Source organism: Vibrio sp. PBL-C16 (genome assembly GCF_034321865.1).
GTDB classification, from domain to species: Bacteria; Pseudomonadota; Gammaproteobacteria; order Enterobacterales; family Vibrionaceae; genus Vibrio; species Vibrio alginolyticus.
In genome coordinates this window covers 757,619-782,153 of sequence record NZ_JAXLNY010000001.1, presented here as the reverse complement: position 1 = coordinate 782,153, position 24,535 = coordinate 757,619, and the positions used below count along the sequence as shown (strand labels likewise).

The window sequence follows — 24,535 nt, the reverse complement described above, 5'->3', positions numbered from 1 at the left end:
ATTGTGTTTGGTTATATTTTTATCGACATCTTTGTCAAAAACATGAACTCATTTGTCGTCTTTTTTAACTAAATTTAAACAAACCGACAATTTACGTTAAAACTTGTGAGTGTGATCATGTTTGCGAGCTCAATTAATGAAATCGTCATAATGAAAAGAATTGCTTAACAAACAGTGGCATTAACTGGCTTTACAGGTGAGGTGATGAAAATTTTGTTGGTGCTGAAAGGTGTTTTGTTGAAGTTTTGTCTTTGTAAATTATGAGCTTTTTACTAAAAGCCTAATGTGGACGGAGTTTTAGGTATAAAAAAGGCCCCGACGATGCGGAGCCTTTGTTAATTGACGTCTCGATTTTAGAAAATAAGATGAGCAACGCCAGCAATCACAGGTAACGTGATTAACGTACGTAAAATGAAAATTACGAAGAGCTCTACAATGTTTACTGGAATTTTGCTGCCTAACAGTAGGGCACCTACTTCCGACATGTAGATAAGCTGAGTTACTGACATTGCTGCAATAACAAAACGTGTCATTTCGTTATCGATTGAGGCCGCTAAAATTGCTGGAATAAACATATCCGCAAAGCCAACAACGATTGTCTGTGATGCTGCAACAGCTTCAGGGACTTGCAGTAGCTCTAGGTATGGGATAAACGGTTGACCCAGAATTGCAAATACAGGTGTGTATTCTGCAATCACCAATGCAACGGTACCAAGACCCATCACTACAGGTAATACGCCAAATACCATGTCGACTGCGTTGTGTACGCCTTCTTTAAATACAGACTGAACCGATGTGACTTGACCAGCACGCTTAAGAGCTAGATCCATACCCCAAGAGAATGTGGTGTGGCCTTCTGGCACTGCATCTGCGTCTTTATCAGGGTTGCTGCCGTCAATGTAGCGATCTTTCTTCAGACTAAGCGGAGGCAGGCGAGGAATGACAATCGCAGCTACGATACCAGCTAGACAGATAGCGCCGTAGAAAGGCAAAAATAAGTGCTCTAGTTTTACCTGAGCGATAACAACTAAGCTAAACGTGATCGATACTGCTGAGAAAGTGGTCCCGACAACAGCCGCTTCACGCTGAGTATAGAACTTATTTTCGTATTGCTTGCTGGTTAGCAAGATACCAACACTTCCGTCGCCTAACCAAGATGCCATACAGTCAATTGCACTGCGGCCAGGTAGGTTGAATACCGGACGCATTATTTTACTGAGTAACGCACCAAATAGCTCCAGAAGACCGAAGTTCAAAAGAAGCGGAAGCAGTAAACCCGCGAAAATGAAAACGGCAAACAGAGTAGGTAGGAGACCAGTAAGAACAAGCCCGCCAGTGTTCTCTTCCCAAATTGCTTTTGGACCCACTTGGAAAAACGTCATTAACACGGCAGCGCCGCCGATTAAACGAACAACGAGCCAAAGTGGAGATGGGTTGAAGAGACCGTTTAAAAAACCATTACGTAAAATTGCAGCTGGCTTAAAAATTTTGCAAAGAACAGAAGCAACGGCCATGAAAGCGATGATACTGGTGACGATAGCAATCAAGGTATCGCCTAACACCGCTGGGATGACTTTTGCCATCACTGCAACGGGAATGGTTAGGCCGCCATCGTAAGAGATCGGAGCCATAAAGAGTAGAAGACCAATTAGGGAAGGGATGAAAAACATCCAAAAGTTGCCCTTAGGAGCTTCAGTAGCATTAGTGGTGTTATGCATAGTTGTCTCGTGTTACTACTAGTCAATACTTGCCATTTCCATGACATAAATATTCACTAAACATCCGTATTTAATCACAGTTTTGCGGAGGGTACCCGCAAACTGCATCCATTGCAATACTATTCATTAAATACATCTAGTTATTCAGCCGATTTGTCGGGTAATTGGTCAAATTACGTCTAAGTGTATGCGAATATGTTGCTTGTGTTAGAAAATTGTAGCACGAGAGGCGAATTGCGCAGTCAATTATGGGGCGCATTGTGACTGGAATAATAAAATGGTAAACAAATGTGATTTTGATCTGACTAACTTCTTAGCCAGAAATTCAGTTAGCCTTATCTATTCTAAGGTTTTTAGCAGTGTCAAAATGCCGTTCAGCGTTTCTTGTACCGTTGCAGTGTGAACCTATTGAGCCAAATCCGATTGAAGTATGTCGCTTCAATCGGATCGAAATTTTATGCTTTTTGTTGACGGCTAAGTATGTATAGGTAACTCCAGTAAATCAGAGCTGTAGAAAAAGCCAATATTGCTGGGAAAACCAGCGTATATAAACCATATACCGTAAATAGAGCCGCTCCCGCGACGCCGCCAAACAAAAAGCCAAAGAAAATGAATAGGAATAATTTTGCTTTACGTCGGTCAAATTGACGACCTCTCAAGCTCTCTCCAATCATAATCCCTAGATCGGTGATGATTCCGGTCATATGTGTGGTTCTGACTACTGCGCCGCTAAACGTGGTGATCATTGCGTTTTGTAATCCACATGCTGCTGATGCTAGATATTGGCCGTACAAATCCCCTTGCACCAAAAAGCCCAAGCTGAGTAAGAGCAAGCTCCCTTCTATGCACAGTGCAACACCATATCTTCGCCCTAGTTTTAACGCACTGCTTTCAATAAAAAAGCCGCTAAAGGCAGCGCCAATCAAAAAGCTAAATACGATGAAGAGCAGGTGAATGGAGCTATCCACACCTGTTAGCAAGCTGTTCCCTAGCTGAGTTACGGTTCCCGAAAGATGAGTTATCGCTTGGTGTTGAAAGCCGAGAAGACCAACGGCGTTGACGCAGCCCGCGAGAAGAGCTAGTAGAAACGCGCCATATTCCACCCAACGAGGAAGTCTGGAAATCACAATAAACCCCCACCAAATATTAGGAGCCGATTATAACGCTCACACCGAGTTACGAAACCCTTTACAGTAAAACTCGATTGATCATTCTCAAAAAAATCTCACTTATAGGGCGTTTGTCCGAGCCAAAGTAAATACGTGAACGAGGATTGCTCGCTAGCAGATGTGTTCCGTTGTGCATTCGAAACTCACCCACCCGTGTTTCATTTGTTCATAGACTGAAACGGTAGGTTGGTGGAACTCTTTATCGGTAAATAGACCGACGGGAATGATCATGATTTCTGGGTATGCAGCAACGAACAACCTCATTGTCGTGCCGCAGGATGGACAAAAGTCATACTGAACCTCACTGCCATCATCGCCAATTCGGGTATAGCTAGTGACTTCACCGTTTAAAGTGACATGCTCTTTTTCAAAGCGAGCTTGTACCCCAAAAACACTGCCAGTTCGTTTTTGGCATTCGAAGCAATGGCAGACAGACGTGTGGGTGGGCTCTCCCTTACAACGGATCTCAACTAAACCGCAGGCGCACTCGCATGTATGAATGGTTTTTGTCATCGTGATTACCTATTTGTCCCAATACACCAATAGACCTAGAGCACAGAGCTTGTGTCACTAGCTCGTTATGAGCTCTGGACTTGAAACTTTTTGGATACAATCAGTTTAGTTTAATTTTGAAACACTTGAAGAGGTGAAATCATTTGGGTATACAATGGTATACTCGCTTTTCGTTTATACCTTGAAACAAGGAAGTCTTCATGACTCACAAAAAAATCCTGCCGATACCACTTATTCTACTTATTCCAATCGTTTTATTAGTTGTGGTTGTGATCGCAGGTGTTTATCGTTTTAGTTTGTCTGATGACGAGATCATGGCTAAGTTTCCTCAAACAGAAGTAGAAACTAACGTTATTGTGCAAGAGACGCTTGGCATCACTGCACGTAACCCTTGGACGATCCAAGTCCCCGAGCAGGGTGCGGTCACTTTTCTTGATGAGTGGGATAAAGAAAACGGCTATTTGATAGGTGACTATGATGCAGGTGCGACAAAAGGTCAGGTACTTGTTCCAACTGCGTCGATTAGTCAGCGTGAGATTGAAGGTGTTTCATGGGTTGTTGCACCGATGATTGTAACGACACAAGGTAGCGGTTCGTTTAACTATGTTGGCTTGTTCAAGTTTGACCCCGTGCCGAGCCGAGTTGTCCTTTTCGACAGTATTTTTGTTGGTGACCGCGTGAAATTTACTCAGCTCGAATGGAAAAGTGATACAACTATCACGCTTTCATATTTAGCGCACGGTGACGATCAAGCAATGGCAGACACGCCAAATCAATTCAATTCATCCACATTACAGCGTGTAGGGAATAACTTACATATGCAACAGTGATGAATTTTTTTTGAGTTCTGTAAAAATTCAGTGTTTTCTGCGCTAGATCTCGAAATTTCCTAGTGATTTCTTATTCGGGAATGCATAAGCTATGAGCCTTGTTTGAAAGGAGATAGTAATTCCCGTGTCTACAAATGAAATTACAAGACGGTTGCCGAATCTGACAAGTCGTAGAGCGCTGCTGTTATACTCCTTGCCAGTTTTAGTTGCGATTGGTGTTTCTCACTCTCTCAAAGAGTCATCTTTAACCAAAACCATCGCATTGAACCTACCTGAATCTCAGGTCGTTGAAAAAATTCTTGATGCGACAACTGCCGAAGTTGTCACTCCCCCGAACTTCGAATATCAAATCCAAGCAGGTGACAACCTAAGCACTATTTTTAGTCAGCTCGGTTTCGGTTACAGCTCGTTAATGAAAGTAATGGAAACGGATTTGAACTACTTGGCACTTGATACACTTAAGCCGGGCAATACGCTCCGTTTCTGGCGTGATGATGCGACAGGCGAGTTAGCGAAAATGGAACTGCAATTTTCTATTGCAGATAAAGTGGTCTACAAGCTGAATAGTGATGGTAGCTATGACTTTACTGATATTTCCATTCCTGGCGTGTGGAGCCAAGAACCTTTAGTTGGCGTTATTCAAGGCAGTTTTTCTTCTTCTGCGAGTCGTTTAGGTTTAACGTCGGCGGAAGTGAGTCAAGTCGTAAGCTTACTCAAAGAACAACTTAACTTTGGACGTGATCTTCGTGCAGGTGATCGATTTGAAGTTGTTCGTCGCTCACAAAGCATCAATGGTGTACCAACAGGTAAGAACGAAATTGAGGCGATTAAGATTTATAATCGCGGCCGCGAGATCACCGCTTACCTTCATACTGATGGTCAATTCTACAATGCCAAAGGTGAAAGCTTACAGCGCGCATTCCAGCGTTACCCTGTAAGTAGTCGTTGGCGTATCAGTTCTGGCTTCAACCCTAATCGTTTACATCCAGTAACGGGGCGTGTTGCGCCGCACAACGGCACTGACTTTGCTGTACCAACCGGTACACCAGTCGTTTCTACTGGTGATGGTACAGTGATCATGACTCGTAAACACCCTTATGCGGGTAACTACGTGGTTGTTGAGCACGGCAGCAAATACAAAACCCGTTACTTACACCTAAGTAAGATTTTGGTGAAGAAAGGGCAAAAGGTTTCTCGAGGCCAGCGTATCGGTCTTTCTGGTAAAACAGGTCGAGTGACTGGGCCACACCTTCACTATGAGTTGATTGAATACGGCCGTCCAGTTAACGCTATGCGAGCAAATATCCCAATGGCGAGTTCTGTTCCTAAGAAAGAGATGGCTACTTTTGTCGCGAACAGAGATGAAATGGATAGACTATTACGCGATAAAGAGAAAGCAGTGCTGTAATAAAGTACTTCGCTCAAAAAACAAAAAGAGACTAAGCATAGCTTGGTCTCTTTTACTTTGTGCATTAACTAGATTTGAATTCTATGACAGCAGTCTGTTCAGTACGTTAGGCACTCCGCACTTCACGTTCATTTATCAGGTGTACGATTTCTTCAACACTGTGTGGACGAGAGTAAAAATAACCTTGGATGTAGTGGCAGCCCATTTCAATTAACTTTTGTAGTGCTCTATCGTCTTCTACGCCTTCGGCAATCAAATCCACATCAAGCAGCTCTGCCAATTGCGCTATCAAAAACACTACTTGTTCAGAGGTTGTATTTGAGAGCATGTTCTGCACAAAGGTAGCATCGATTTTGATGCTATCAATCGGATAATTGTGTATATAGTTCAAGCTTGAGTATCCCGTACCAAAATCATCCAGTGCGACTTTAAAACCCAAGTATCGCAACGAGTTAAGTACCATCTGTTCACGGCCACTTTGTGAGAGTAAGACGGTCTCGGTGAGCTCTATAACAAAGTCTTTTGCTTCGTGCTGATACTTTTCAACCATGTTGGTTAAGTGATTAATATAACGGTTGGAATCAACCAGCTCATACGCTGAGCAATTGATGGAGAGTTTGACTTTATAGCCTAGGTTCGCTTCGAGTTCTTGCTTTGCGATACACGCGAGTTCAATAATCCGTTCACCTAACTCGATAATCAGGCCTGATTGTTCGGCAGCTTCAATGAACTCCGCTGGAGAGATATTTCCATAGATATTGCTATTCCAACGAGTCAAAATTTCAAAGTAATTCCAGCGGTCGCTCGTGATATCGACGATCGGTTGAACCACTACATACAACTCATCGCTGTCTTGTATATCAGTACTTAGCTGGATTCGCATTGCCTCAATAAGCTGTGTCCTACGGTGGTATAAAGCACTAAGGTGTGTGTCGTAATGCTGAATCCGTGTATCGCGGTGTTTTTTACAATCTTTGAGAGCGAGACTGGCATTCAAAATCAGCTCATCGCTGTTCAACATATGTACTGGGGCACGCGCAATACCAATACTAACGGTGAAAGAAATCCGGTTAGATTTGTCGCTGTAGCCGCTTTCAATTTTGTCGAGTACTTCCTGACACACGGCGACAGGATCTTCGTCGTACGTGATGAAGGCGAATTCATCTCCTGCAACACGGAACGCATTGTTTGGCGACGACAAGCTCTGTTGAATGGCGTTAGCTGTGAACTTAATGATTTGGTCGCCGATATAGTTTCCGTTGATATCATTGATCGATTTGAAATTATCGATATCAAGATACGCCAAACTGAATGGGCGAGTCGCCTGCTGCGTTAATGTCTCCAAGGTATCAGCTAAACAGCTACGGTTGAGCAGTCCAGTTAGGTTATCATGCGATACCTCATAGCTAAGCTGATTAAGAAGCTTATCTGAACGTTCACTGACCCACTTTTCACGTAAGCTATGAATAATGACATTGGCATAAAATCGGTGGAAGTCGAGGATATCTTGCGCTTCTTTCGCGTGGATGCTTCGGGTAAAGGTAGACAGTAAAATTCCCAGAACTTCGCCATTTTGTGTCTTCAATGGCAGGCCAATGTAAGCTTGAATGCCATCTTCTTGAAACATCTGATCTTCAGGAAAACGCTTGTATACCTGGTCTTGATAGAAAATATGTTCGCCAATGTCTTTCGCCACTTTTTCACAGGGGGTGCCTGAAAGGTGGTAGCTTAGGTTGTCTGTAATTTTTCCATTGCTGGCGAAGGAAATGGTATGAGCCGAATGCTGAAGATGCGCAACTTCTACGACGCAAGTGCAATGGCTCTGCAAGTGTTGATGAATATCTAGCGTGACCCGGTTTAGCTGAGCCGTGCCGTTTAGCTTCAATATCTCATCAATTTTGTGGAAACTGATTTGTACCTGACCCATTGAGCATTTCACCTAGCGTTGTTATTAACATATCGTGTAAGACACGACGAATTATTATTTGATATGCATCAAATAAACTATCGGTTACTAAGGCAGATTTTTCAAATTTTGTGAACGAACAAATCATTATTTTCATGTTTTTATGCTTGAACCTTTTAAAGATTCAAGCATAAAAACGCTAAGCTAGGTGCGCTTCTCCTCTTCTAATCGTGATTTGAGATAATCGAGGAATAGCTTAGTCCGGGTATGCTGATAATCCAGCTTTGGATAGTAGGCATATACAATGGCTTTATCCGCTGTGATATCGGGCAGGATAGGGACTAACGCGCCGGATTTGAGATCATCTTTGATCATGACGTTGTTCGTCATCAAAATACCCATGCCTCTTTTGGCACCATGAAACAGCGCTTCTGGGTTGGTCGTGGCAAAGTTACCGGACAAGCTGATACGCTTACCTCGATTTGTTTTGATTTCTCGTGAGGGCTTTTCACCCCAAATCAGGACATTATGCTCTGTCAGATCCTCAACGCATTGCGGTGTTCCATATTTTTTTAGGTAACTAGGCGCGGCGTAAAACTGTGCTTTATGTTCGAAAAGCGCTGTGGCTTTGAAACTTAGAGAGTTCAGTTGCTCTAATTCCCGGCTAATAAACAGGTCTAAGCTTAGCTCTGGCAATTGGCCTGGTAGCGTTGTTGTTAATTGAAGTGTGATGTCTGGATATTTCTCAAGAAAATCATCAAGATAATGAACTAGAAATTTAGAACCAACGGCCAGCGTTGCCCCAATTTTTAATAGCCCTGCTGGTGATTGGTTGACTGAGCGAGTTTCATCTAATACCGATTGCCATGAATCAAGCTGACTTTTTGCTCGTTGATAAAACAGCGCACCAGCTTCAGTTTGGCTAATTGAGCGGGTCGTACGTTTGAGTAGTTGAACGCCAATTTTATCTTCTAGCCATTGAACTCGCTTACTGATAGCTGAGCTGGTGGTATTGAGTTTCCGCGCTGCTGCATTAAAGCTACCTTCTTCGACCACACGAATATAACTCTTCACGCTTTGAATCCAGTCCATTGTATCTCCTTGGGAATTAATTCCTTTCCAACTTAGCTGATTATCATCTTTGAGTATCAAATATACACTGTTTGCCATCAATCTGTCACAAAGTAGGAGGAACGTTTGCGTAAAACACCATTGTTATTAGCGATGATGATCATTGCCACAGGCCAAGTTGGCGTTAGTATTTATCTTCCTTCTTTGCCATTGATTGGTCATGACTTGAATTTGCCGCAAGATTCGATTCAGAATCTCGTCACGCTGTTTCTCGTTGGCTTCGGTATCTCTCAGCTTTTTTACGGCCCATTGTCTGATGCGATTGGTCGTCGGCCGGTGTTTATTCTGGGGCAAAGTGTATATCTAGTTGGTACGGTTATTTGCATCGCGTTTTCGGACAACATTGTTGCCCTTGAAGCGGGACGGTTACTGCAAGGCCTAGGAGCGGGCAGCGCTTCGGTACTTGGTCGGTCAGTACTGCGTGATAGTTATGACGGTATGCAATTAACCAAAGCGCTATCTTATATTTCAGTCACTGCTTCAGTGATGCCAATTATTGCTCCGCTGTTTGGTGGCTGGATTGCTTTTCACCTGAGTTGGCATGCTGTCTTCGTGTTTGTGCTGATTTACTTAATGGCAATTTTTACACTTGGTTTATTGGTGCTGCCAGAAACGCTGCCTTATCCGAAGAGAAAATTTAAAGTAGGCGAAGTAAGCGCGAACTATTTGCGTCTGTTAACGAATACACAAGTGATTGGTAGTGCGAGCTACAACTGGCTTAGTTATTTATCGGCTCTGGTTACGCTCTCCTTGTATCCATTTTTAATGCAACAAGAGTTAGGATTAACGGCGGCAGATTACGGCTCTTTAATGATCATACCATCAGTTGGTTTGCTGACGGGTAGCTTAGTGCTGAATTTGATCAACGCTCGTTACAAAGCTCAGCAAATCTTGCTGATGAGTTTCGCGATTGTTGCTATTGCTGGCTTCATGTTGTTGGTTACACCCTTCAGTGTATTTTCATTACTAGTGGCATTCACGTGTTTAAGTTTTGCTCAAGGAATGTCATTCCCGGTATCGATCAGTTTGCTACTTTCACCACATAAGCAACAGGCAGGCGCGGTTTCTGCGCTATCTGGTTCTATTCAAATGTGTTTAGCAGGTTTGTTTGGTGGGTACTTAGTAGACTCATGGGTTACGAATCAGCAGCAGCTTGGGGTGTTTTATTTGTTTATTGCGTTACTTTCTTGCTTTGTTCTTGTACTAAGCCAATTTCGTAAAGTGCCAGAAGGGACGGTTCAAGCAGAAACTTCCATCTGAATATACTTGCAACCAGAAGGTCGGCTTTCTAAAATGCGCAGCTAAATTAAGTCTGGCTTGTTGTGTATACTGAATGACTTGGTTTGAAAGGAAGAGGGCAAACCTTGATACTTCTCTCAAGCTTGGAATACATTTCTGCCCAATGGCTATCCGATCTCTAATCGTTAGGTGAAAGAATGCAACAAAACGAATTTGAAACACTGGTAAAAGAAATTACTCAGCAAGAAAGCATGCCAAAGGCACTTGAAATCTTGAAGGCGTGTGAGGAAGAAGAAGTTGCACAAGCGGCGCAATCCCTAACGGGTCAGTTTGGCCTTGCAGAAGTTGATGGTGAGAAACGTATTTACCATATTACCACTCAAGAAGATGAGTCCGGAGAAGAGCAAGAATACGTAGAGCACGTCATGAATGAAGGCGATCACTTGATCAAGTTTGCTGCGTGGTTCTTTGAAACATTCTTTGAAATCAAACAGAAAGATACGTACGTCGCAGCGGGAAAAACATACCAACAACCTAAGCGATAGACGCTCATTTCAAGAAATCCACGAAAATCAAACTGAAAGTTAATTACAAAATAAATGTGACTGGAGTCTTGTTTTTATCTAATTGTGGTGTAAAATTACAACATAGTTAAGTCAATACATTCAGGAGAAGGTCATGGGTAACGAACTTGGTGGTGCTTATATTGGCCAGATGATTGCAAAAGACGCGATGCACAAAGCGCTTTACGGTAAAGCGAAGAAGAAAAAAGCTTCTGTTTTTGCTCGTGTTATTAAAAAACTGGCGAAATAATTTAAAAAGCCCTGATTGAAAAATCAGGGCTTTTTGCTTTTCTCTGTTTTGTTGTTAGTAAGTAGCCAACATATTGCACAACATTGGCAAAACGCTACTCAAAGACTGATGACATTTAAATCTAGAATTACGCGGATTGGCTTGGTATCTCCACAACATTGTTAGGCACTTTATCTAGCCCCTTTGCTGATAACCACTTTTCTAAATCGTCAGCGCCTCCAATATATTTTCCATCTAACCAGATTTGCGGCACTGTTACCGGTGTTTTTTCGCCAATGATGGCTTTTACTTCAGGAATCATGCGGTATAAGGCGGCGCTGTCTTTAACTACATCATGGTACTCATACTGAACGCCAGCCTCGTCAAGTAATTGTTTGGCTTTGACACAGTAAGGGCAAGTTGCTTTACCATAAACAATGTTGCCTTTTAGCTCATCGCGTTTTACCCACTCAGCAATAACAGACTGTACAAGCACACCCCGATTCAATGCTTCTCCTTGGCTGATAACTTTCCCTTCGACAAGAAGAATGGGTGCATGCCAAGCACCAGCTTTTAATGGTTCCCACCAGTGCGATAACCAATCTTTTACTTCAAGTTCAACGGGCACATCGGCTAGTTCGTTTTCAAAAGTATCCTTTAAAATATCCTTGGTTAATGTACATTCACCACAAGGAATATTGACTTTGAATGGGCCCCAACTACCAGCCCAGCGATACAGTGTAATTTTGATTGGTTGACTCATATGGGTTCCTCATTTCCTTTCCTGAAAATATAGAACTTTTAAATTAGATTTTTCTTTCAACTAACTTTGTCTTTTTCGCTTCCCAATGCGTAATAAACGCAATAGATGCAATAATAATCGCAGCACCTAACCATAAACGACCAGGTGGCACCCAACCAAACACCAACCAACCAGCAACAACATTCAAAGGCAGTTTGGCGTGATCAAATGGTTGCACAAATGAGGCGTCTGCTACTGCATATGCTTTAACGATAGCCCATTGAGCGAGTGCTGTAAGTGCACCTGCGGCTAAAAGCACACCCCATATCGTCCACGTATCTGGCATAGTAAACGTCGGTATCGCTAACAAGATATTAAATGGCGTTATCAGCAGTAACAAATAGACGACCATGGTTGAAGGCGGATCGTTTACCGACATTTTTTTAACCATTAATGAATACGCTGCCCAGAAAAATGCGGCGCCAACAGGGAGCAGGGTCGCCCATGTAAATGAGTCTGCCCAAGGCTCAAGAATGATCATGGCACCAACAAACCCCGTCAATGTAGCGAGCCAGCGTGCAGTACCTACTTTTTCTTTGAGTAACAAGCCAGAACCAACTGTGGCAAATAATGGAGAGGTCATGAGAAGTGCAATGCCTTGCCAAATTGGAACTGGGTAAGCGAGAGCCCATAACCAAAGTTGAATCCCGATAACAGAGAGAAAAATGCGGAATGCATGCCAGCCAAAGTGTTGGGTTCTTAAAGAACGTCTAATCCCAAGTGTACGTAGGTAGGGCAGAATAACAAATAAGGCGATTGCATATTGGAATAACGCAAATGTGGTGGAGGAGACACCAAAGTTGATGCTAGCAATTTGGGCGAAGCTGTTCACTATGGCGAATGCCAAGCCAGCTGTTAGCATCCAGGACGCACCTTGAACAGGATGATGATTCAATTGAAAAATTCCAGTTTGATAGAGGTGGCGGGATCATACGTCCTATTGTTTTTCGCGCCAATAAAAAAATGCCTCCCAGAGGGAGGCGACATTACCAATTCAAAGGACGTGCCTGTTATAACAGGTACAAAGAACGAGAAGCACAAACGCTGCCATGCATTTGCATAAATAATATTGCAGAACACGTGCCAACTTTTATATATTTGATTTTAAATGGTTTTTTGGTTTTTCTATGTTGTCGATTAGATGAAACGCACTAACTTAGTGATCAATCGCATTAAAAGAGGGCAGAAGTAGGCGTCGTTACGGTCGTTTTTCATTGCTGAGCGATGCTTCGATAGTGTGAAAACTTATCGAGTTGTGTTGGGTTACATAAAAAATGGCCAGCAAAGGTGCTGGCCAAGTGGACTCGCTCTTAGGACAAGAGTGAATTAGAAATCGTAACGTACGCCTAGGCGCAGTGTATCTTCGCCTTCTGTTACTAAACCTGTTGTTGCATCTTTTGCTTCATCAAGTTGGTTGATGTAGTAAGACAGGTAAGTACGGAAGTTGCTGTTTAGTTTGTAGTAACCAACAAGCTCGATACCTTCAACGGTGTCGTACTTTGAACCGTTGTCTGGATCATTCTCTTGAGCTGTGTATAGAGCTGCAAGCGTCACTTTGCTTGCTACTTTGTAGCTTGCGACTAGCTCGTAAGCCGTAAAGTCTTCAGAGTCAGTCAGGGAACCTTGAGAATAAGTACCTGCTAGGTAAAGGTTGTCCATCGAGTAAGCGATACCACCTAGAATTTGATCTTCAGAGTTATCTTTATCTACATCGCCACCAGAGTATGCAAGACCAAAGTCGAGGCCCATTGGTAGTGAGTACATTCCAGAGATGCCGTATTTATCTTCGTTATCGCTAGAGTTTGCTTGGTAGGTTGCTTGAAGTTGTAGTGCATCAAACGCCCCACGGTATGCGAAAACGCTGTCTTGCTTATCAGAAGACGAATCAATAACTTGCTGAACACCAGAGAATTCAGTGATATCCGTCATGTCAGAGATGATGACTGCAGCCATGTCTTGACGACCTACAGAGAAAGCACCGATATCAGAGTCGACGCCTGCATACATGTAGCGGTTTTTGAATTCACTCTTGCCCGTTTTTTGTTCGGCTTCGTAAACACCGAAAGCAGAAAGGCCGTTGCCGATGTCTGTTTTACCTTTTAGGTTAAGACGAGCACGGCTTTTATCTTCCATAGAACCTTCAACTTCAGCACCGTCTGAACCGATGAAGTCACCACGAAACTCAACGCGGCCGCCAACTTTTAATTCAGTACCGTCGTTTTTGTATACAGTTGCTGCGAATGATGGTGCTGATACCAATGCTGTAAGAATTGCAGTAGTTAGTGCTGCCTTTTTCATTTTCTTATTACCCTAGTTGTAATCGATGGGCTTTCTTGCCCGATGTGTTGATGACGCTAAGGTAAATGCTGAAAATGAAAGATAGATTTCTGTTAAGTTATGATTTGATTGCACTTTTATTGCTGGCAAGAATAAGTGCCCCTTCTCATACCACTTATAAAAAGAAAGGTTTATCTTTTTTGAGGTTTTTTCCTCTCCGTTAAAGACTGTGTTTTTTTCAAAAAGTTCCTGAATTGCTTCTTGACCCTAAATGTAAGTACACATTTCAATTTGGCAGGGAAGTTTGGCCTAAAAATAGCGAATCATCAGCTATTTGTGAGCTAACTCTCTCTAAAGCATTTCTTATTGTAAGGTTTTTATTTCTCGATTTCTTAAAGGCTAAGTAAACGATTGCTTTTTAGGTTTTGTCTGAGATCTTTTCACTCGGTTGTCAGGAACTAATCAAATAAAGTGTCGGCAGTTGTTACACAAAGGTAAAAGTAATCTGGTGGAAACGATGCCTCGGATAGCCTTTGTATTCCTCTCTTTGTTCATCATTTCGTTTTTGCGAAAGTGAACCAAAGCCGGGTCTAAAACTGACTAACCAACTAATAAGTAATGGATTTAGAAATGAATAAAAAATTATTAGCAGCGGCAATCGCGGCAGCAACCTTCGGTACTCAAGCAGTTGCAGTGGAACTATATAATAACGATGGCACAACATTTTCGATGGGCGGCCACGTTTCTGTTAATTTAAATGGATCAGAGCAAGGTGACACGGATGTGGGTACTAACTCTCCTCGTATCAATATCTCTGCGACACAGGATTTGGGTAATGGCTTCACCGCAGATGCACGTGGTGAATGGGCGCTAAACTACTTAGACGGTGGTGAAGAGTCGTTTAAAACTCGTCTAGGTTACTTAGGTGTAACGCATGAGGTTTATGGTCGTGCAGTAGGTGGTACGCAATGGTCACCTTACTACGATGTCGCAGGTATTGCAGATATGCCAATCGCGTTTGCAAACGACTTCATCTATGACGATCATGGAAACCTTGGCACTGGCCGTGCGGATAAAATGCTTTCTTACCGTAATGCCATCGAGCTGGGTGAAGCGGGTGTGATCAACTTTGGTCTTGGTTGGCAGGGTGCAAACGATGATTACACGCGCAACGATGCTGGAGTTATAACTGGCGGTGCTAAATATGATGACCGTGTGCAAGCTGCGCTTTCTTACTCAATCATGGGCGCTAAAATCGGTTACTCTTACAATGGCGGCGATTTCCAGCACCCTGCATATGCAGGTAAGCACACGGCGGAATCACACGTTGTATCAGCATCTTACGGTGCGTACGGCCAAGGCCTATTCCTTGCTGCAGTTTATGGTTCAAACGAAAACATGAACTTCAGTGTAAAAGGTGACCGTTTAGAAGAAAGTGATGCGTACGAAGCGATCATCGCATACGCTCTAGCAAACAGCCTAAACTTGAGTGTTAACTATGAGATGGTGGAAGGTAAAGAGTTTAAGAGCTCTAAAACAGAAACTGCTCGTGAAGAAATGGCACTACAAGCAGAATACAACTTCACGCCTAAATTTGTTGGTTACGCGGGTTACCAATTTGACCTAAATGACGACAATGGTCGTGAAACTGATGACAAATGGGCGTTAGGTGCTCGTTACTACCTATAATAGGGTTTAGCGAGAACTATTATTCAAGCTCATTGATCTAAAGCCAGCCTCGTGCTGGCTTTTTTGTCTATTTGTTTTACAAATACTTTGCTGTTTCAATTAGATGATACAAAACTCAAAACGGGGTGAATGTCTTATTTTTCACACTAGAGGTTGCTATTTAGTGTCGTTAAGTCAATAGGTTAGATTATGATGGGATTTTTGTTTTGCAGGGAAGAATGATGAGTGTTATTCAAGTTGAAGAAAAGAAAGTAGAAGTGGGTAAAGTGCTTTGTGTTGGACGAAATTACGTTGAACATATTCATGAGCTTAATAATGCAATGCCTGAGCAAATGGTGGTATTTAATAAACCCGCAACTTCCGTATCAACAACTCTGCGTTCATTCCATCAAGAGCCCCTTCATTATGAGGCTGAAATCTGCTTTTTGGTCAAGGATGGACGTTATTCAGCGGTTGGTTTGGGATTGGATCTGACCAAGCGTGGTTTGCAATCCTCGCTTAAAAATCAGGGGTTGCCGTGGGAGCGAGCTAAGGCATTTGATGGCTCTGCTGTGTTTAGTCGGTTTGTCTCTTTGGATAACATTGATATCAATGACCTTAACCTTGAGCTCTTAATTAACTGTGTTCGTGTACAAAAAGGTCACGTTAACCAAATGCTCTATCCGCCGCTAACTATCCTGGATGAATTAACCAGTTACACAACACTTCAAGATGGCGATGTAGTGATGACTGGTACACCAAAGGGCGTTGGTGAGGTACATGAAGGTGACATCTTCCTTGGTCGATTAAAGTGTGGCGATGTCACCTTGTTGGAGATTGAGTGGTTGGCGGATTAAAGCCAAATTCGCAGAATGAGAAATACCACCATACTGATAACCGTCGTTAAAAGAACATTTTTAGTAAAATAAGCGATTAAAGAAGCCAGTACGGCAGCCAGTAAAAATGGGTTTTGCACATTGACGCTGAGCTCCCCATCGGGAATGAAAACGATAGGTGCCCAGATCGCAGTCAGTACTGCGGGGCTAGCGTAATTGAGTACTTTTTGAGTGCGCGTCCCTAATCGCAATGGCAGCTTGGGTTCTAAAAACAAGTAGCGGCTGGTGAAAACAAGTACCGTCATCAGTAAAATAGCCAACATGATCATTAGCGTTTCTCCTTTACTTGTTCCACAAAGTAACCAGTAAGCATGGCTAAAATGCTCGAAATCATCAAACTTCCCTCAATTTGATAATAGGTTAGGGCAACCGAGCTCACCAAAGCCACAAGAACACTCGCGAGCACCGCTGCATTTTTAATAGTCGGAACTACAATTGCGATAAAAGTTGCGGCCACAGCAAATTCCAAACCCATTTCGTTCAGTTCAGGGATTAGACTTCCCGCAATAATGCCCGTCAATGTCGCGACATTCCAAAACAGGTAAAAACTCAGACCAGCCCCAAGTGCATACCAGCGATTAAATTGTTTATCGGAATGGTGTCCTACAATCGCAAACAGCTCGTCAGTAAGTAAGAAGCCGAGTGATAATCGCCATTTTAGAGGGAGCGGTGCAATTTTACTGCGCATCGATACACTGTAGAGGAAGTGTCGAGAGGTGATAAAAAACGTTGTCAGTAACATGGTCACTAGACCTGCTCCCGTTTTAATCATTCCCATCGCGACGAGCTGTGCAGAACCTGCGAACAAAATGGCGGATAGTGCTTGTCCTTCCAAAGGGTGAAGCCCAGTATCAATTGCGAATGAGCCTGCGAGTAAGCCCCAAGGGAGCACTGCGATACTCAGAGGCATCATCGCAAGTGTACCTTGCCAAAATAGCGTGGCTTTTGATTCTTTTTGTAACGGCAAAGTGTGGTCCATAGTTTCTTCTTATTTATTCCTAAATCAGATTACCAAGATAGCTCGGTAGTCGCATAACGCCTTGTACAATATTGCTGCTTTAGCTGTGACGGACGTATTGGCCGGGAGTGACGCCCATGGCTTTTTTAAAGTGTCGATGCAGATGGCTCTGATCATGGAAGCCACATTCTTGTGCCACGTCTGAAATTTTTTGTCCCATTTTTAATAGCTTCTTCGCCATACGTAAACGTTGCTGAATTTGATAGGCATGAGGCGGAAAGCCAAATTGCTTTTGAAACTCTCTCAGCAGATGAAAAGGGCTTAATCCAGACAGTTTCGCGAGTTCTTCTAGTGAGACGTCCGTTTGTGGAAAGTCTTCCAAAAATTCTCTGACTAGCTGCACTTGTCGTTGAGCTCTGGTTGATTCTTTCAGTGGTGCCCGATGAGTGCTGTGTTTACTGGCTAGCTTGATCAACGTGCCGTAAACCAAAGTTTCTCTCAATAAACGGTTGTCTGATTTTTCTAGTGTTTCAAATACCAATCGTAACTGACTAGCCAGCTCAGGATCGTAAACCACAGGTTGAGGGAAATAGGGCAGAGCTACATTTGGTGAACCAAGCTCTTGTCCTAAAGTTTGAAACTGCTGAGGTACGGGGTACATTGCTTTGTATTCCCAGCCGCCTTCCGAGGCTGAATGCCCGTTGTGTACTTCATCTGCATTAACAAGGATGATGCTGTCCTGTGGCGCGATATGATTCCCGCCCGTCCTAAAAAATTGTTGTGCCCCTTTTTCGATGACACCAATAGTGTAACCTTCGTGGCTATGGCGTGAAAAATTCTGCTTCTCATACTTTGCATCGAGAAGCTCTAAACCTCCGAGCTCTTGAGCTATCTTGAAGGTAGCGATTTCCTTATTCTTTTCTTTCATCTTTATCCGGTCTGCTCAAGAAAATCATTTTAGAAGTGTAACGGATCCATCGTGCTTATTTTTGTACAAAATTGCTATTCGATTTTGATAAACAGGCGAATTGATTGCTATTTCTCATATGGGCAAACTATGATTTTTATTTTTTGAGTTATCTTGGCTATTTTGGGCTGGATGATGTCATTTTGTTGGTATAACATTCGCCGCCTTGTTGTAGAAAAGCGGTTCCATCATGATTGATTTATCTGTACTTCCTGTTTATCTCACCGCAGTAGTGGCTTTGTTGCTGTTACCAGGGCCCGATATGTTGCTGATAGCGAGCTCAAGTATGAGTTACGGTAAGAAGGTCGGTCTTTTTGCTAGCTTAGGCAATGCGACGTCTGGTGTTATTCTTACTTTGCTTGCTGCGATGGGCGTATCTACCCTGATTGCCATGAGCCCAATAGCCCTTAAAGTCCTTCATCTACTAGGTGGCGCTTACTTGTTAAAAATGGGTTGGGACTGCTTACGAGCTGAGGCATCTTCGGCTCCAGAGCTTGATGGTCAAAACAAAATGGCATCAACTTATTATCAACGTGCTTTGATGAGTAATTTGCTCAACCCTAAAGCCTTAGTCTTTTTTGTGATGTTTTTGCCGCAGTTTGTCTCAAGCAATATCACGGCATCTTCTGGTGAGCAGATGCTAGCGCTAGGGTTATTGTTGAACGTTCTTGGCTTGTCATTCAATTTATTACTTGTTGGGTTAGCAGGCACATTGGGCAAAGGGCTGCTCGAGAACGAAAAATTCCGCACGTATCAACATAAACTAATGGGGTTAGTGTTTGTTATTCTGGCGTTGTGGATGCTGAGTAGTTTCGCCTTGTAAAGTTATCATATTCCATCAGAAAGCCAGCAATTGCTGGCTTTTTGTTTTAGGATATTGGTGTTTCCTAAGGAGAGGGTATATGAAGCTTGAATTTTGTTTAAATCCAGATCAAACAGACCTTGATTTTGTTCGTGAAGGTATTCGATCTTATAACCGACTGCATTTACCTGAAGGGGAAGTGCATGCTGTAGGCTGTTTCGCAAAAGATGAGAATGGCAAGATCATGGGTGGCTTGACTGGCGAAATGTTTAAAAATACGGTATTTGTTGAGTTTTTGTGGGTAGACGCTGAAAGTCGAACCTCTGGTCTCGGTAGCCAATTAATGTCGATGCTAGAACAAAAAGTAAAGCCTCATGGGGTTACCCATGTTTATTTGGATACCTACAGCTTTCAAGCTCTTGAGTTCTATCTCAAATTGGGTTTTGAGAAAGTGGGGCAGTACTCAGGCTATCCTGCAGAGGGGATCCACAAGTACTTTCTACAAAAGGAAATTGTAGGCTAGGGAAAGCACGGGTTAGCTTGACTTGTTCTCGTTAAAATCAAAAAAAGAGGCGCGAATTTGCGCCTCTTGTTGTATCAAATATCTATGTTTCTCTTTGACTTACAAACTTTGCTGGTGCGCGTCGATAAGTTCGTTCATCTTCGCTTCTGCTGCTTGCTGTGCTTGTTCATAGCTCATATCCGCAGGGAAGAGGTTGATGACTTCGTAGTAACATTTTAGTTTTGGCTCAGTACCAGAAGGACGAACAATCACGCGTGATTGATCTTCTAGGTGATAAATCAATACGTCACTTGCCGGTAAGTCAATGGATTCTTCAGAGCCGTCGTCAAACATGCGAACCGATGTTTTTAGATCTTCGGTTACTGCAACTTTTTTACCAGCAATCTCTGTTGGTGGATTTGCTCGGAGTTTGTCGCCGATTGGTGGAGAGTTCGGGTCGAGAGCAATGCTGCGTTGCGCGTTGAAGTAGAAACCGTGCTCGCGGTACAGCTCTTCCAGTTTATCCCACAGTGTTTTACCTTGCGCTTTAAGCTTGCCTGTTAGCTGTGAAAACGCGACGATTGCAGATAAACCATCTTTATCCCACACCTTGTTACCCACGGTATAACCGAGCGCTTCCTCATAAGCAAACAAGAATGGGTTGGTTTCTGTCTCTTGTTCCATGGCAACGTTAGTAAGCCATTTAAAGCCAGTTAATGTTTGATAGTATTGTGCGCCATGCGCCTTAGCGATGCTGCTCAGCATTCTTGAGGATACGATGGTGTTGCCAACCAAAGCGTTAGGTTGCTGTTCCAACAAGTAATCGCCAAACAGTGAGCCCACCTGATCACCCGTTAGCATTTGATACTCGCCATCTGGGCGTTTAACTGCCACGGCAAAACGGTCCGCATCTGGGTCGTTCGCGCAAGCGATATCGGCATCTACGGACTTACCTAATGCCATCACCATATCCATTGCACCGGCTTCTTCAGGGTTTGGGAAGTTGACGGTTGGGAAGCTTCCATCAGGTTCGCGTTGTTCCTTAACACTTGCCACTTTTTGGAAGCCTGCGTCGGCAAGTAGCGTTTCCGCCATATTCGCGCCAACGCCATGCATTGCGGTGTAAGCAATAGATATATCGGTATTGTTGTCAGGAGTAAGCAGCGCGTTTTCATTCATTGTCTTACGGTAAGTTTGGTAGTAGTCGTCTTCCAACCAAACTAACAAACCGTGCTGTTTTGCATCATCGAGAGACATTAAAGGTAATGGCTTCGTTGTTGCGTCATCAATTTTCGCTGCGATTCCAGAGTCGTGTGGAGGAATAATCTGTGCGCCATTTTCCCAATATACTTTGAAGCCATTGTATTCTGGTGGATTGTGGCTGGCAGTAACAACAACAGCGGCCGCAGCATTCAATGTACGGACACCAAACGCAACAATTGGGGTTGCTGCAACGTCATACGTTAGGTAAACCTTGATACCAAGGGCCGTCAGTACGGATGCGGTATCATGCGCGAATTGTTTTGAATCGGGACGACCGTCGTAGCCAATAACGACACCACGACTCGCGGCATCTTTGACTTGCTCAAGCAAATAGTTCCCTAAACCAGTGGCGGTCTCTTGAATCACCAAGCGGTTCATTCGGTTTGGACCTGCGCCCACTTTGCCACGTAAGCCTGCAGTACCAAAGGCAAGGCGTGAGCCAAAGCGATCAGTAAGCTCTTGTTCATTGTTCGTATCGACGAGGTGTTGTAGCTCTTCACGAGTCTTAGGGTCAGGGTCTCGTTCTAGCCATTGCGTAATTAGTGCTGTCATATCAGTCATTCCTTAGTAGGGGGAGCCTACTTTCTTGGACACTTCGTTTGGTAAGTATCTCAATGTTTTCTTTTAAATCAATGTAAATGGTTCTCAATTACATTTCAAAGAGGGCAATCGATAAACCGAATTAATTTTTCTTATCCGAACAAAATTTAATCATATTTAATTTCTTGAAGAACCTTGGAACTATAACTAGCCTTTTAACATAAATATAACAAACCGTGTCGAAATCGTAGTTTTTGTGATTTTTCGTAAAGTTGTTCGATATTTGCATCGGGACGCAAGGAAGCTCGCGTAGGCGTAGCGGCTGAGCAGAGGAGAGATCTTTTGAAAAGATTAACGACTACTCTAGCCTTATCACTGAATGTGATTTTAATCACATTTTCCTCTTTTGGTTGGTCAAAGGAAAATGACTACAACATGACAAAAGGGGTCACAGAGATAAGTGGGCAAGTGTATGAATTACATATGCTGATTTTCTATATCTGCTGTGTAATTGCTTTGATTGTTTTTGGTGTGATGTTCTATTCCATCTTCCGTCATCGCAAGTCAAAAGGAGCAGTTGCCGCACATTTCCATGAAAGTACAAAAGTGGAAATTATTTGGACGGTCATACCCATCATCATTCTTGTCGCTATGGCGATTCCCGCAACAAAAACTCTAGTAGCAATGGAAGACACAAGCCAATCGGATATCACGGTCAAGATCACAGGCTCGCAATGGAAATGGCATTACAGCTATTTTGGCGAAGATGTTGAGTTTTTTAGTTTGCTTGCCACCAGCCAAAAACAAATTGATGGAATCGAAGCTAAAGGCGCACATTACTTACTGGAAGTAGACAACCCTTTGGTGTTGCCTGTGAATCGCAAAGTGCGTTTTTTGATGACTTCTGATGATGTCATTCACTCTTGGTGGGTACCAGACTTTGCCGTCAAGAAAGACACCATTCCAGGTTTTATCAATGAAGCATGGACAAGAATTGATGAGCCAGGCGTATATCGCGGTCAGTGTGCGGAGCTATGTGGTCGTGCACACGGATTTATGCCAGTGGTGGTGCATGCGATGGAAGAAGAAAAGTTCGATGAATGGCTAGCGAGTAAGAAGGAAGAACTCGCGCTTCAAAAAGCGGCGGCACAAGAAGCGCTCTCTCAAGACTTATCTATGGACGAATTGATGTCGCAAGGCGAATCGATATACACGGCGCGTTGCGCTGTGTGTCATCAGGCAAATGGTGAGGGGATTCCGGGTGCATTTCCCGCGATTAAAGGCAGTCCTATTGCAACCGGAGATGTTACAGAGCACATAGATATTATTGTCAACGGTCGCCCGGGCACCGCAATGCAGGCTTTTTCTAATCAGTTAAGTGACAAAGAAATTGGCGCGGTTATCACATATCAACGAAATGCATGGGGCAACGATACTGGCGATACAGTGCAAGCATCCGATGTGAATGCCTTTAAGGCACAAGGCAGTGCTAAGGAGGAAATATGAGTAAGCCAATAGATAAGGCAGTGAAGTCTGCGCCAGCAGAAGCCAGTGCGAACAGTACCATTGCGATCGATGATGGTCACGAGCATCATGCACCCCAGGGCATCACTCGTTGGTTGTATTCTACAAGCCATAAAGACATAGGCACCCTCTACCTTTGGTTTAGCTTTGCGATGTTTCTAACAGGTGGTGCGATGGCTATGATCATTCGTGCCGAACTGTTCCAGCCAGGGCTACAGCTAGTCGATCCGCAGTTTTTTAATCAAATGACCACGGTACACGGTTTAGTGATGGTATTTGGTGCGGTGATGCCAGCATTTACTGGTCTTGCTAACTGGATGATTCCGATGATGATCGGCGCTCCAGATATGGCGCTGCCGCGCATGAACAACTTGAGCTTTTGGATCTTACCTTTTGCATTTCTTATTTTGTTGAGCTCGTTGTTTTTACCTGGCGGCGGTCCTGATTTTGGTTGGACGTTTTATGCTCCGCTGTCCACGACTTATGGCCCGGATAGCACTGCGCTGTTTGTATTCTCTGTTCATATCATGGGTATCAGCTCCATTATGGGCGCGATCAACGTTATCGTGACGATCGTAAATATGCGAGCTCCGGGAATGACTTGGTTCAAGTTACCAATGTTTGTTTGGACTTGGCTAATCACCGCTTTCTTGTTGATCGCGGTTATGCCGGTACTAGCGGGTGCGGTGACCATGGTTCTTACTGACAAATATTTCGGGACTAGCTTCTTTGACGCAGCTGGTGGTGGTGACCCGGTAATGTTCCAACACATCTTTTGGTTCTTTGGTCACCCAGAAGTGTACATCATGATTTTACCGTCGTTTGGAATCATCTCCGCTATTCTGCCTGCTTTCAGTGGTAAGAAGCTGTTTGGTTATCATTCGATGGTTTACGCGACGTGCAGCATTGCATTGTTATCTTTCCTTGTGTGGGCGCACCACATGTTTACCACGGGGATGCCAGTTTTTGCTGAGCTCTTCTTTATGTATTGCACTATGCTGATTGCGGTACCAACGGGGGTTAAAGTCTTTAACTGGGTTGCCACCATGTGGCGTGGAGCTCTGACATTTGAAACGCCAATGTTGTTTGCCATTGCCTTTATTGTGCTTTTTACTATTGGCGGCTTCTCGGGACTGATGTTGGCGATTGTGCCGGCGGATTTCCAATATCATGACACTTACTTCGTGGTTGCCCATTTCCATTATGTGTTGGTATCTGGTGCGGTATTCTCGATCATGGCAGCGGCATACTACTGGCTACCTAAGTGGACGGGCAATATGTACGACCACAAGCTGAGTTTATGGCATTTCTGGTGCTCAATTATTTCCGTCAATGTCCTGTTTTTCCCAATGCACTTCCTAGGCTTAGCGGGCATGCCAAGACGCATACCGGATTACGCCATTCAGTTTGCTGATGTTAATCAAATAGTATCAATTGGTGGGTTTGCATTCGGGTTGTCACAACTGATCTTCTTGTGGTTGGTGATCAAGTGTATTCGTGGCGGGGAGAAGGCTTCTGCAAAACCGTGGGAACGTGCGGAAGGCTTAGAGTGGACAGTGCCAAGCCCTGCGCCACATCATACGTTTACTACACCGCCTAAGATTGACTAGCAAAGAGTGGGGTGAGTGAC

General features: G+C 43.6%; 23 protein-coding genes. 11 read left to right on the top strand and 12 right to left on the bottom strand.

Annotation, left to right across the window (positions count from 1 at the left end):
* Positions 1–353 precede the first annotated feature (353 nt).
* The 3 genes from UQW94_RS03260 to UQW94_RS03250 form a co-directional block, all read right to left on the bottom strand.
* The gene (locus UQW94_RS03260) at positions 354–1,718 is read right to left on the bottom strand and encodes a YjiH family protein (RefSeq protein ID WP_005385171.1); all 1,365 of its coding nucleotides are present in this window, start codon (positions 1,716–1,718) and stop codon (positions 354–356) included.
* 455 nt (positions 1,719–2,173) lie between these two features.
* Positions 2,174–2,845: a YoaK family protein gene (locus tag UQW94_RS03255; RefSeq protein WP_005375484.1), complete on the bottom strand. Its 672-nt coding sequence runs from the start codon at positions 2,843–2,845 to the stop codon at positions 2,174–2,176.
* A 153-nt stretch (positions 2,846–2,998) separates the two neighbouring features.
* Positions 2,999–3,400 (bottom strand): GFA family protein, encoded by a 402-nt coding sequence (locus tag UQW94_RS03250; RefSeq protein ID WP_025768472.1) that lies wholly within the window; start codon positions 3,398–3,400, stop codon positions 2,999–3,001.
* Positions 3,401–3,600: 200 nt separating this feature from the next.
* On the opposite strand from UQW94_RS03250, the gene UQW94_RS03245 reads away from it, so the two are divergent.
* Both UQW94_RS03245 and UQW94_RS03240 read left to right on the top strand, forming a co-directional pair.
* On the top strand, positions 3,601–4,230 hold the full coding sequence (locus tag UQW94_RS03245) for a hypothetical protein (protein ID WP_322141993.1): 630 nt from the start codon (positions 3,601–3,603) through the stop codon (positions 4,228–4,230).
* Positions 4,231–4,354: 124 nt separating this feature from the next.
* Positions 4,355–5,638, top strand: a complete 1,284-nt coding sequence (locus UQW94_RS03240) for a peptidoglycan DD-metalloendopeptidase family protein (RefSeq protein ID WP_025768471.1) — start codon at positions 4,355–4,357, stop codon at positions 5,636–5,638.
* A gap of 106 nt (positions 5,639–5,744) precedes the next feature.
* Here the strand turns inward: UQW94_RS03240 and UQW94_RS03235 are convergent, their stop codons facing one another.
* Positions 5,745–7,565, bottom strand: a complete 1,821-nt coding sequence (locus UQW94_RS03235) for a putative bifunctional diguanylate cyclase/phosphodiesterase (RefSeq protein WP_005375494.1) — start codon at positions 7,563–7,565, stop codon at positions 5,745–5,747.
* A gap of 183 nt (positions 7,566–7,748) precedes the next feature.
* Positions 7,749–8,636: a LysR family transcriptional regulator gene (locus tag UQW94_RS03230; protein WP_005385181.1), complete on the bottom strand. Its 888-nt coding sequence runs from the start codon at positions 8,634–8,636 to the stop codon at positions 7,749–7,751.
* Positions 8,637–8,741: 105 nt separating this feature from the next.
* Between UQW94_RS03230 and UQW94_RS03225 the strand changes: the two genes are divergently transcribed.
* From UQW94_RS03225 to UQW94_RS03215, 3 genes are all read left to right on the top strand, one after another.
* On the top strand, positions 8,742–9,935 hold the full coding sequence (locus UQW94_RS03225) for a multidrug effflux MFS transporter (RefSeq protein WP_322141992.1): 1,194 nt from the start codon (positions 8,742–8,744) through the stop codon (positions 9,933–9,935).
* A gap of 176 nt (positions 9,936–10,111) precedes the next feature.
* A complete protein-coding gene (locus UQW94_RS03220) occupies positions 10,112–10,459 on the top strand; it encodes a hypothetical protein (RefSeq protein ID WP_005375501.1) in 348 nt (115 codons plus the stop codon).
* A 133-nt stretch (positions 10,460–10,592) separates the two neighbouring features.
* On the top strand, positions 10,593–10,727 hold the full coding sequence (locus UQW94_RS03215; protein WP_017635854.1) for a hypothetical protein: 135 nt from the start codon (positions 10,593–10,595) through the stop codon (positions 10,725–10,727).
* Between the two features lie 127 nt (positions 10,728–10,854).
* On the opposite strand, the gene UQW94_RS03210 is transcribed toward UQW94_RS03215, so the two are convergent.
* The 3 genes from UQW94_RS03210 to UQW94_RS03200 form a co-directional block, all read right to left on the bottom strand.
* Entirely contained in the window at positions 10,855–11,469 is a 615-nt protein-coding gene (locus tag UQW94_RS03210) for a glutaredoxin domain-containing protein (RefSeq protein ID WP_005385185.1), read from the bottom strand.
* Positions 11,470–11,512: 43 nt separating this feature from the next.
* Positions 11,513–12,370, bottom strand: coding sequence for a DMT family transporter (locus UQW94_RS03205; RefSeq protein WP_005375542.1), 858 nt, complete (start codon positions 12,368–12,370; stop codon positions 11,513–11,515).
* 464 nt (positions 12,371–12,834) lie between these two features.
* A complete protein-coding gene (locus UQW94_RS03200) occupies positions 12,835–13,806 on the bottom strand; it encodes a porin (RefSeq protein WP_005375535.1) in 972 nt (323 codons plus the stop codon).
* Between the two features lie 609 nt (positions 13,807–14,415).
* Between UQW94_RS03200 and UQW94_RS03195 the strand changes: the two genes are divergently transcribed.
* Positions 14,416–15,474, top strand: a complete 1,059-nt coding sequence (locus tag UQW94_RS03195; protein ID WP_171344125.1) for a porin — start codon at positions 14,416–14,418, stop codon at positions 15,472–15,474.
* 221 nt (positions 15,475–15,695) lie between these two features.
* The gene (locus UQW94_RS03190; RefSeq protein WP_322141991.1) at positions 15,696–16,310 is read left to right on the top strand and encodes a fumarylacetoacetate hydrolase family protein; all 615 of its coding nucleotides are present in this window, start codon (positions 15,696–15,698) and stop codon (positions 16,308–16,310) included.
* On the opposite strand, the gene UQW94_RS03185 is transcribed toward UQW94_RS03190, so the two are convergent.
* From UQW94_RS03185 to UQW94_RS03175, 3 genes are all read right to left on the bottom strand, one after another.
* Entirely contained in the window at positions 16,307–16,618 is a 312-nt protein-coding gene (locus UQW94_RS03185) for an AzlD domain-containing protein (protein WP_042521501.1), read from the bottom strand. The two genes, UQW94_RS03190 and UQW94_RS03185, sit on opposite strands and share 4 nt — an antisense overlap.
* Positions 16,618–17,328 (bottom strand): AzlC family ABC transporter permease, encoded by a 711-nt coding sequence (locus UQW94_RS03180; RefSeq protein WP_054578691.1) that lies wholly within the window; start codon positions 17,326–17,328, stop codon positions 16,618–16,620. Before UQW94_RS03180 ends, UQW94_RS03185 begins: the two co-directional genes overlap by 1 nt.
* A gap of 79 nt (positions 17,329–17,407) precedes the next feature.
* Positions 17,408–18,235 carry an AraC family transcriptional regulator gene (locus UQW94_RS03175; RefSeq protein WP_005385198.1) on the bottom strand — a complete coding sequence of 276 codons (828 nt, stop codon included), beginning with the start codon at positions 18,233–18,235 and terminating at the stop codon, positions 17,408–17,410.
* A 229-nt stretch (positions 18,236–18,464) separates the two neighbouring features.
* Here UQW94_RS03175 and UQW94_RS03170 point away from each other — a divergent pair, with 229 nt between their 5' ends.
* Both UQW94_RS03170 and UQW94_RS03165 read left to right on the top strand, forming a co-directional pair.
* The gene (locus UQW94_RS03170; protein WP_005375522.1) at positions 18,465–19,097 is read left to right on the top strand and encodes a LysE family translocator; all 633 of its coding nucleotides are present in this window, start codon (positions 18,465–18,467) and stop codon (positions 19,095–19,097) included.
* Positions 19,098–19,176: 79 nt separating this feature from the next.
* Positions 19,177–19,599, top strand: coding sequence for a GNAT family N-acetyltransferase (locus UQW94_RS03165; RefSeq protein ID WP_005375519.1), 423 nt, complete (start codon positions 19,177–19,179; stop codon positions 19,597–19,599).
* A 99-nt stretch (positions 19,600–19,698) separates the two neighbouring features.
* On the opposite strand, the gene UQW94_RS03160 is transcribed toward UQW94_RS03165, so the two are convergent.
* Positions 19,699–21,393, bottom strand: a complete 1,695-nt coding sequence (locus tag UQW94_RS03160) for a phospho-sugar mutase (RefSeq protein WP_025768465.1) — start codon at positions 21,391–21,393, stop codon at positions 19,699–19,701.
* Positions 21,394–21,723: 330 nt separating this feature from the next.
* Between UQW94_RS03160 and coxB the strand changes: the two genes are divergently transcribed.
* Both coxB and ctaD read left to right on the top strand, forming a co-directional pair.
* On the top strand, positions 21,724–22,887 hold the full coding sequence (gene coxB, locus UQW94_RS03155) for a cytochrome c oxidase subunit II (protein ID WP_005385208.1): 1,164 nt from the start codon (positions 21,724–21,726) through the stop codon (positions 22,885–22,887).
* The gene (ctaD, locus tag UQW94_RS03150) at positions 22,884–24,515 is read left to right on the top strand and encodes a cytochrome c oxidase subunit I (protein ID WP_005375510.1); all 1,632 of its coding nucleotides are present in this window, start codon (positions 22,884–22,886) and stop codon (positions 24,513–24,515) included. The genes coxB and ctaD overlap by 4 nt, the downstream gene beginning before the upstream one ends.
* Positions 24,516–24,535 lie beyond the last annotated feature (20 nt).

Bases quoted from the DNA above. Each gene is read 5' to 3' on its own strand.
- UQW94_RS03260 (WP_005385171.1), bottom strand. From the start codon at position 1,718: ATGCATAACACCACTAATGCTACTGAAGCTCCTAAGGGCAACTTTTGG.
- UQW94_RS03250 (WP_025768472.1), bottom strand. From the start codon at position 3,400: ATGACAAAAACCATTCATACATGCGAGTGCGCCTGCGGTTTAGTTGAG.
- UQW94_RS03245 (WP_322141993.1), top strand. From the start codon at position 3,601: ATGACTCACAAAAAAATCCTGCCGATACCACTTATTCTACTTATTCCA.
- UQW94_RS03235 (WP_005375494.1), bottom strand. From the start codon at position 7,565: ATGGGTCAGGTACAAATCAGTTTCCACAAAATTGATGAGATATTGAAG.
- UQW94_RS03230 (WP_005385181.1), bottom strand. From the start codon at position 8,636: ATGGACTGGATTCAAAGCGTGAAGAGTTATATTCGTGTGGTCGAAGAA.
- UQW94_RS03220 (WP_005375501.1), top strand. From the start codon at position 10,112: ATGCAACAAAACGAATTTGAAACACTGGTAAAAGAAATTACTCAGCAA.
- UQW94_RS03215 (WP_017635854.1), top strand. From the start codon at position 10,593: ATGGGTAACGAACTTGGTGGTGCTTATATTGGCCAGATGATTGCAAAA.
- UQW94_RS03210 (WP_005385185.1), bottom strand. From the start codon at position 11,469: ATGAGTCAACCAATCAAAATTACACTGTATCGCTGGGCTGGTAGTTGG.
- UQW94_RS03205 (WP_005375542.1), bottom strand. From the start codon at position 12,370: ATGCTAACAGCTGGCTTGGCATTCGCCATAGTGAACAGCTTCGCCCAA.
- UQW94_RS03200 (WP_005375535.1), bottom strand. From the start codon at position 13,806: ATGAAAAAGGCAGCACTAACTACTGCAATTCTTACAGCATTGGTATCA.
- UQW94_RS03195 (WP_171344125.1), top strand. From the start codon at position 14,416: ATGAATAAAAAATTATTAGCAGCGGCAATCGCGGCAGCAACCTTCGGT.
- UQW94_RS03190 (WP_322141991.1), top strand. From the start codon at position 15,696: ATGAGTGTTATTCAAGTTGAAGAAAAGAAAGTAGAAGTGGGTAAAGTG.
- UQW94_RS03185 (WP_042521501.1), bottom strand. From the start codon at position 16,618: ATGATCATGTTGGCTATTTTACTGATGACGGTACTTGTTTTCACCAGC.
- UQW94_RS03180 (WP_054578691.1), bottom strand. From the start codon at position 17,328: ATGGACCACACTTTGCCGTTACAAAAAGAATCAAAAGCCACGCTATTT.
- UQW94_RS03175 (WP_005385198.1), bottom strand. From the start codon at position 18,235: ATGAAAGAAAAGAATAAGGAAATCGCTACCTTCAAGATAGCTCAAGAG.
- UQW94_RS03170 (WP_005375522.1), top strand. From the start codon at position 18,465: ATGATTGATTTATCTGTACTTCCTGTTTATCTCACCGCAGTAGTGGCT.
- UQW94_RS03165 (WP_005375519.1), top strand. From the start codon at position 19,177: ATGAAGCTTGAATTTTGTTTAAATCCAGATCAAACAGACCTTGATTTT.
- UQW94_RS03160 (WP_025768465.1), bottom strand. From the start codon at position 21,393: ATGACAGCACTAATTACGCAATGGCTAGAACGAGACCCTGACCCTAAG.
- ctaD (WP_005375510.1), top strand. From the start codon at position 22,884: ATGAGTAAGCCAATAGATAAGGCAGTGAAGTCTGCGCCAGCAGAAGCC.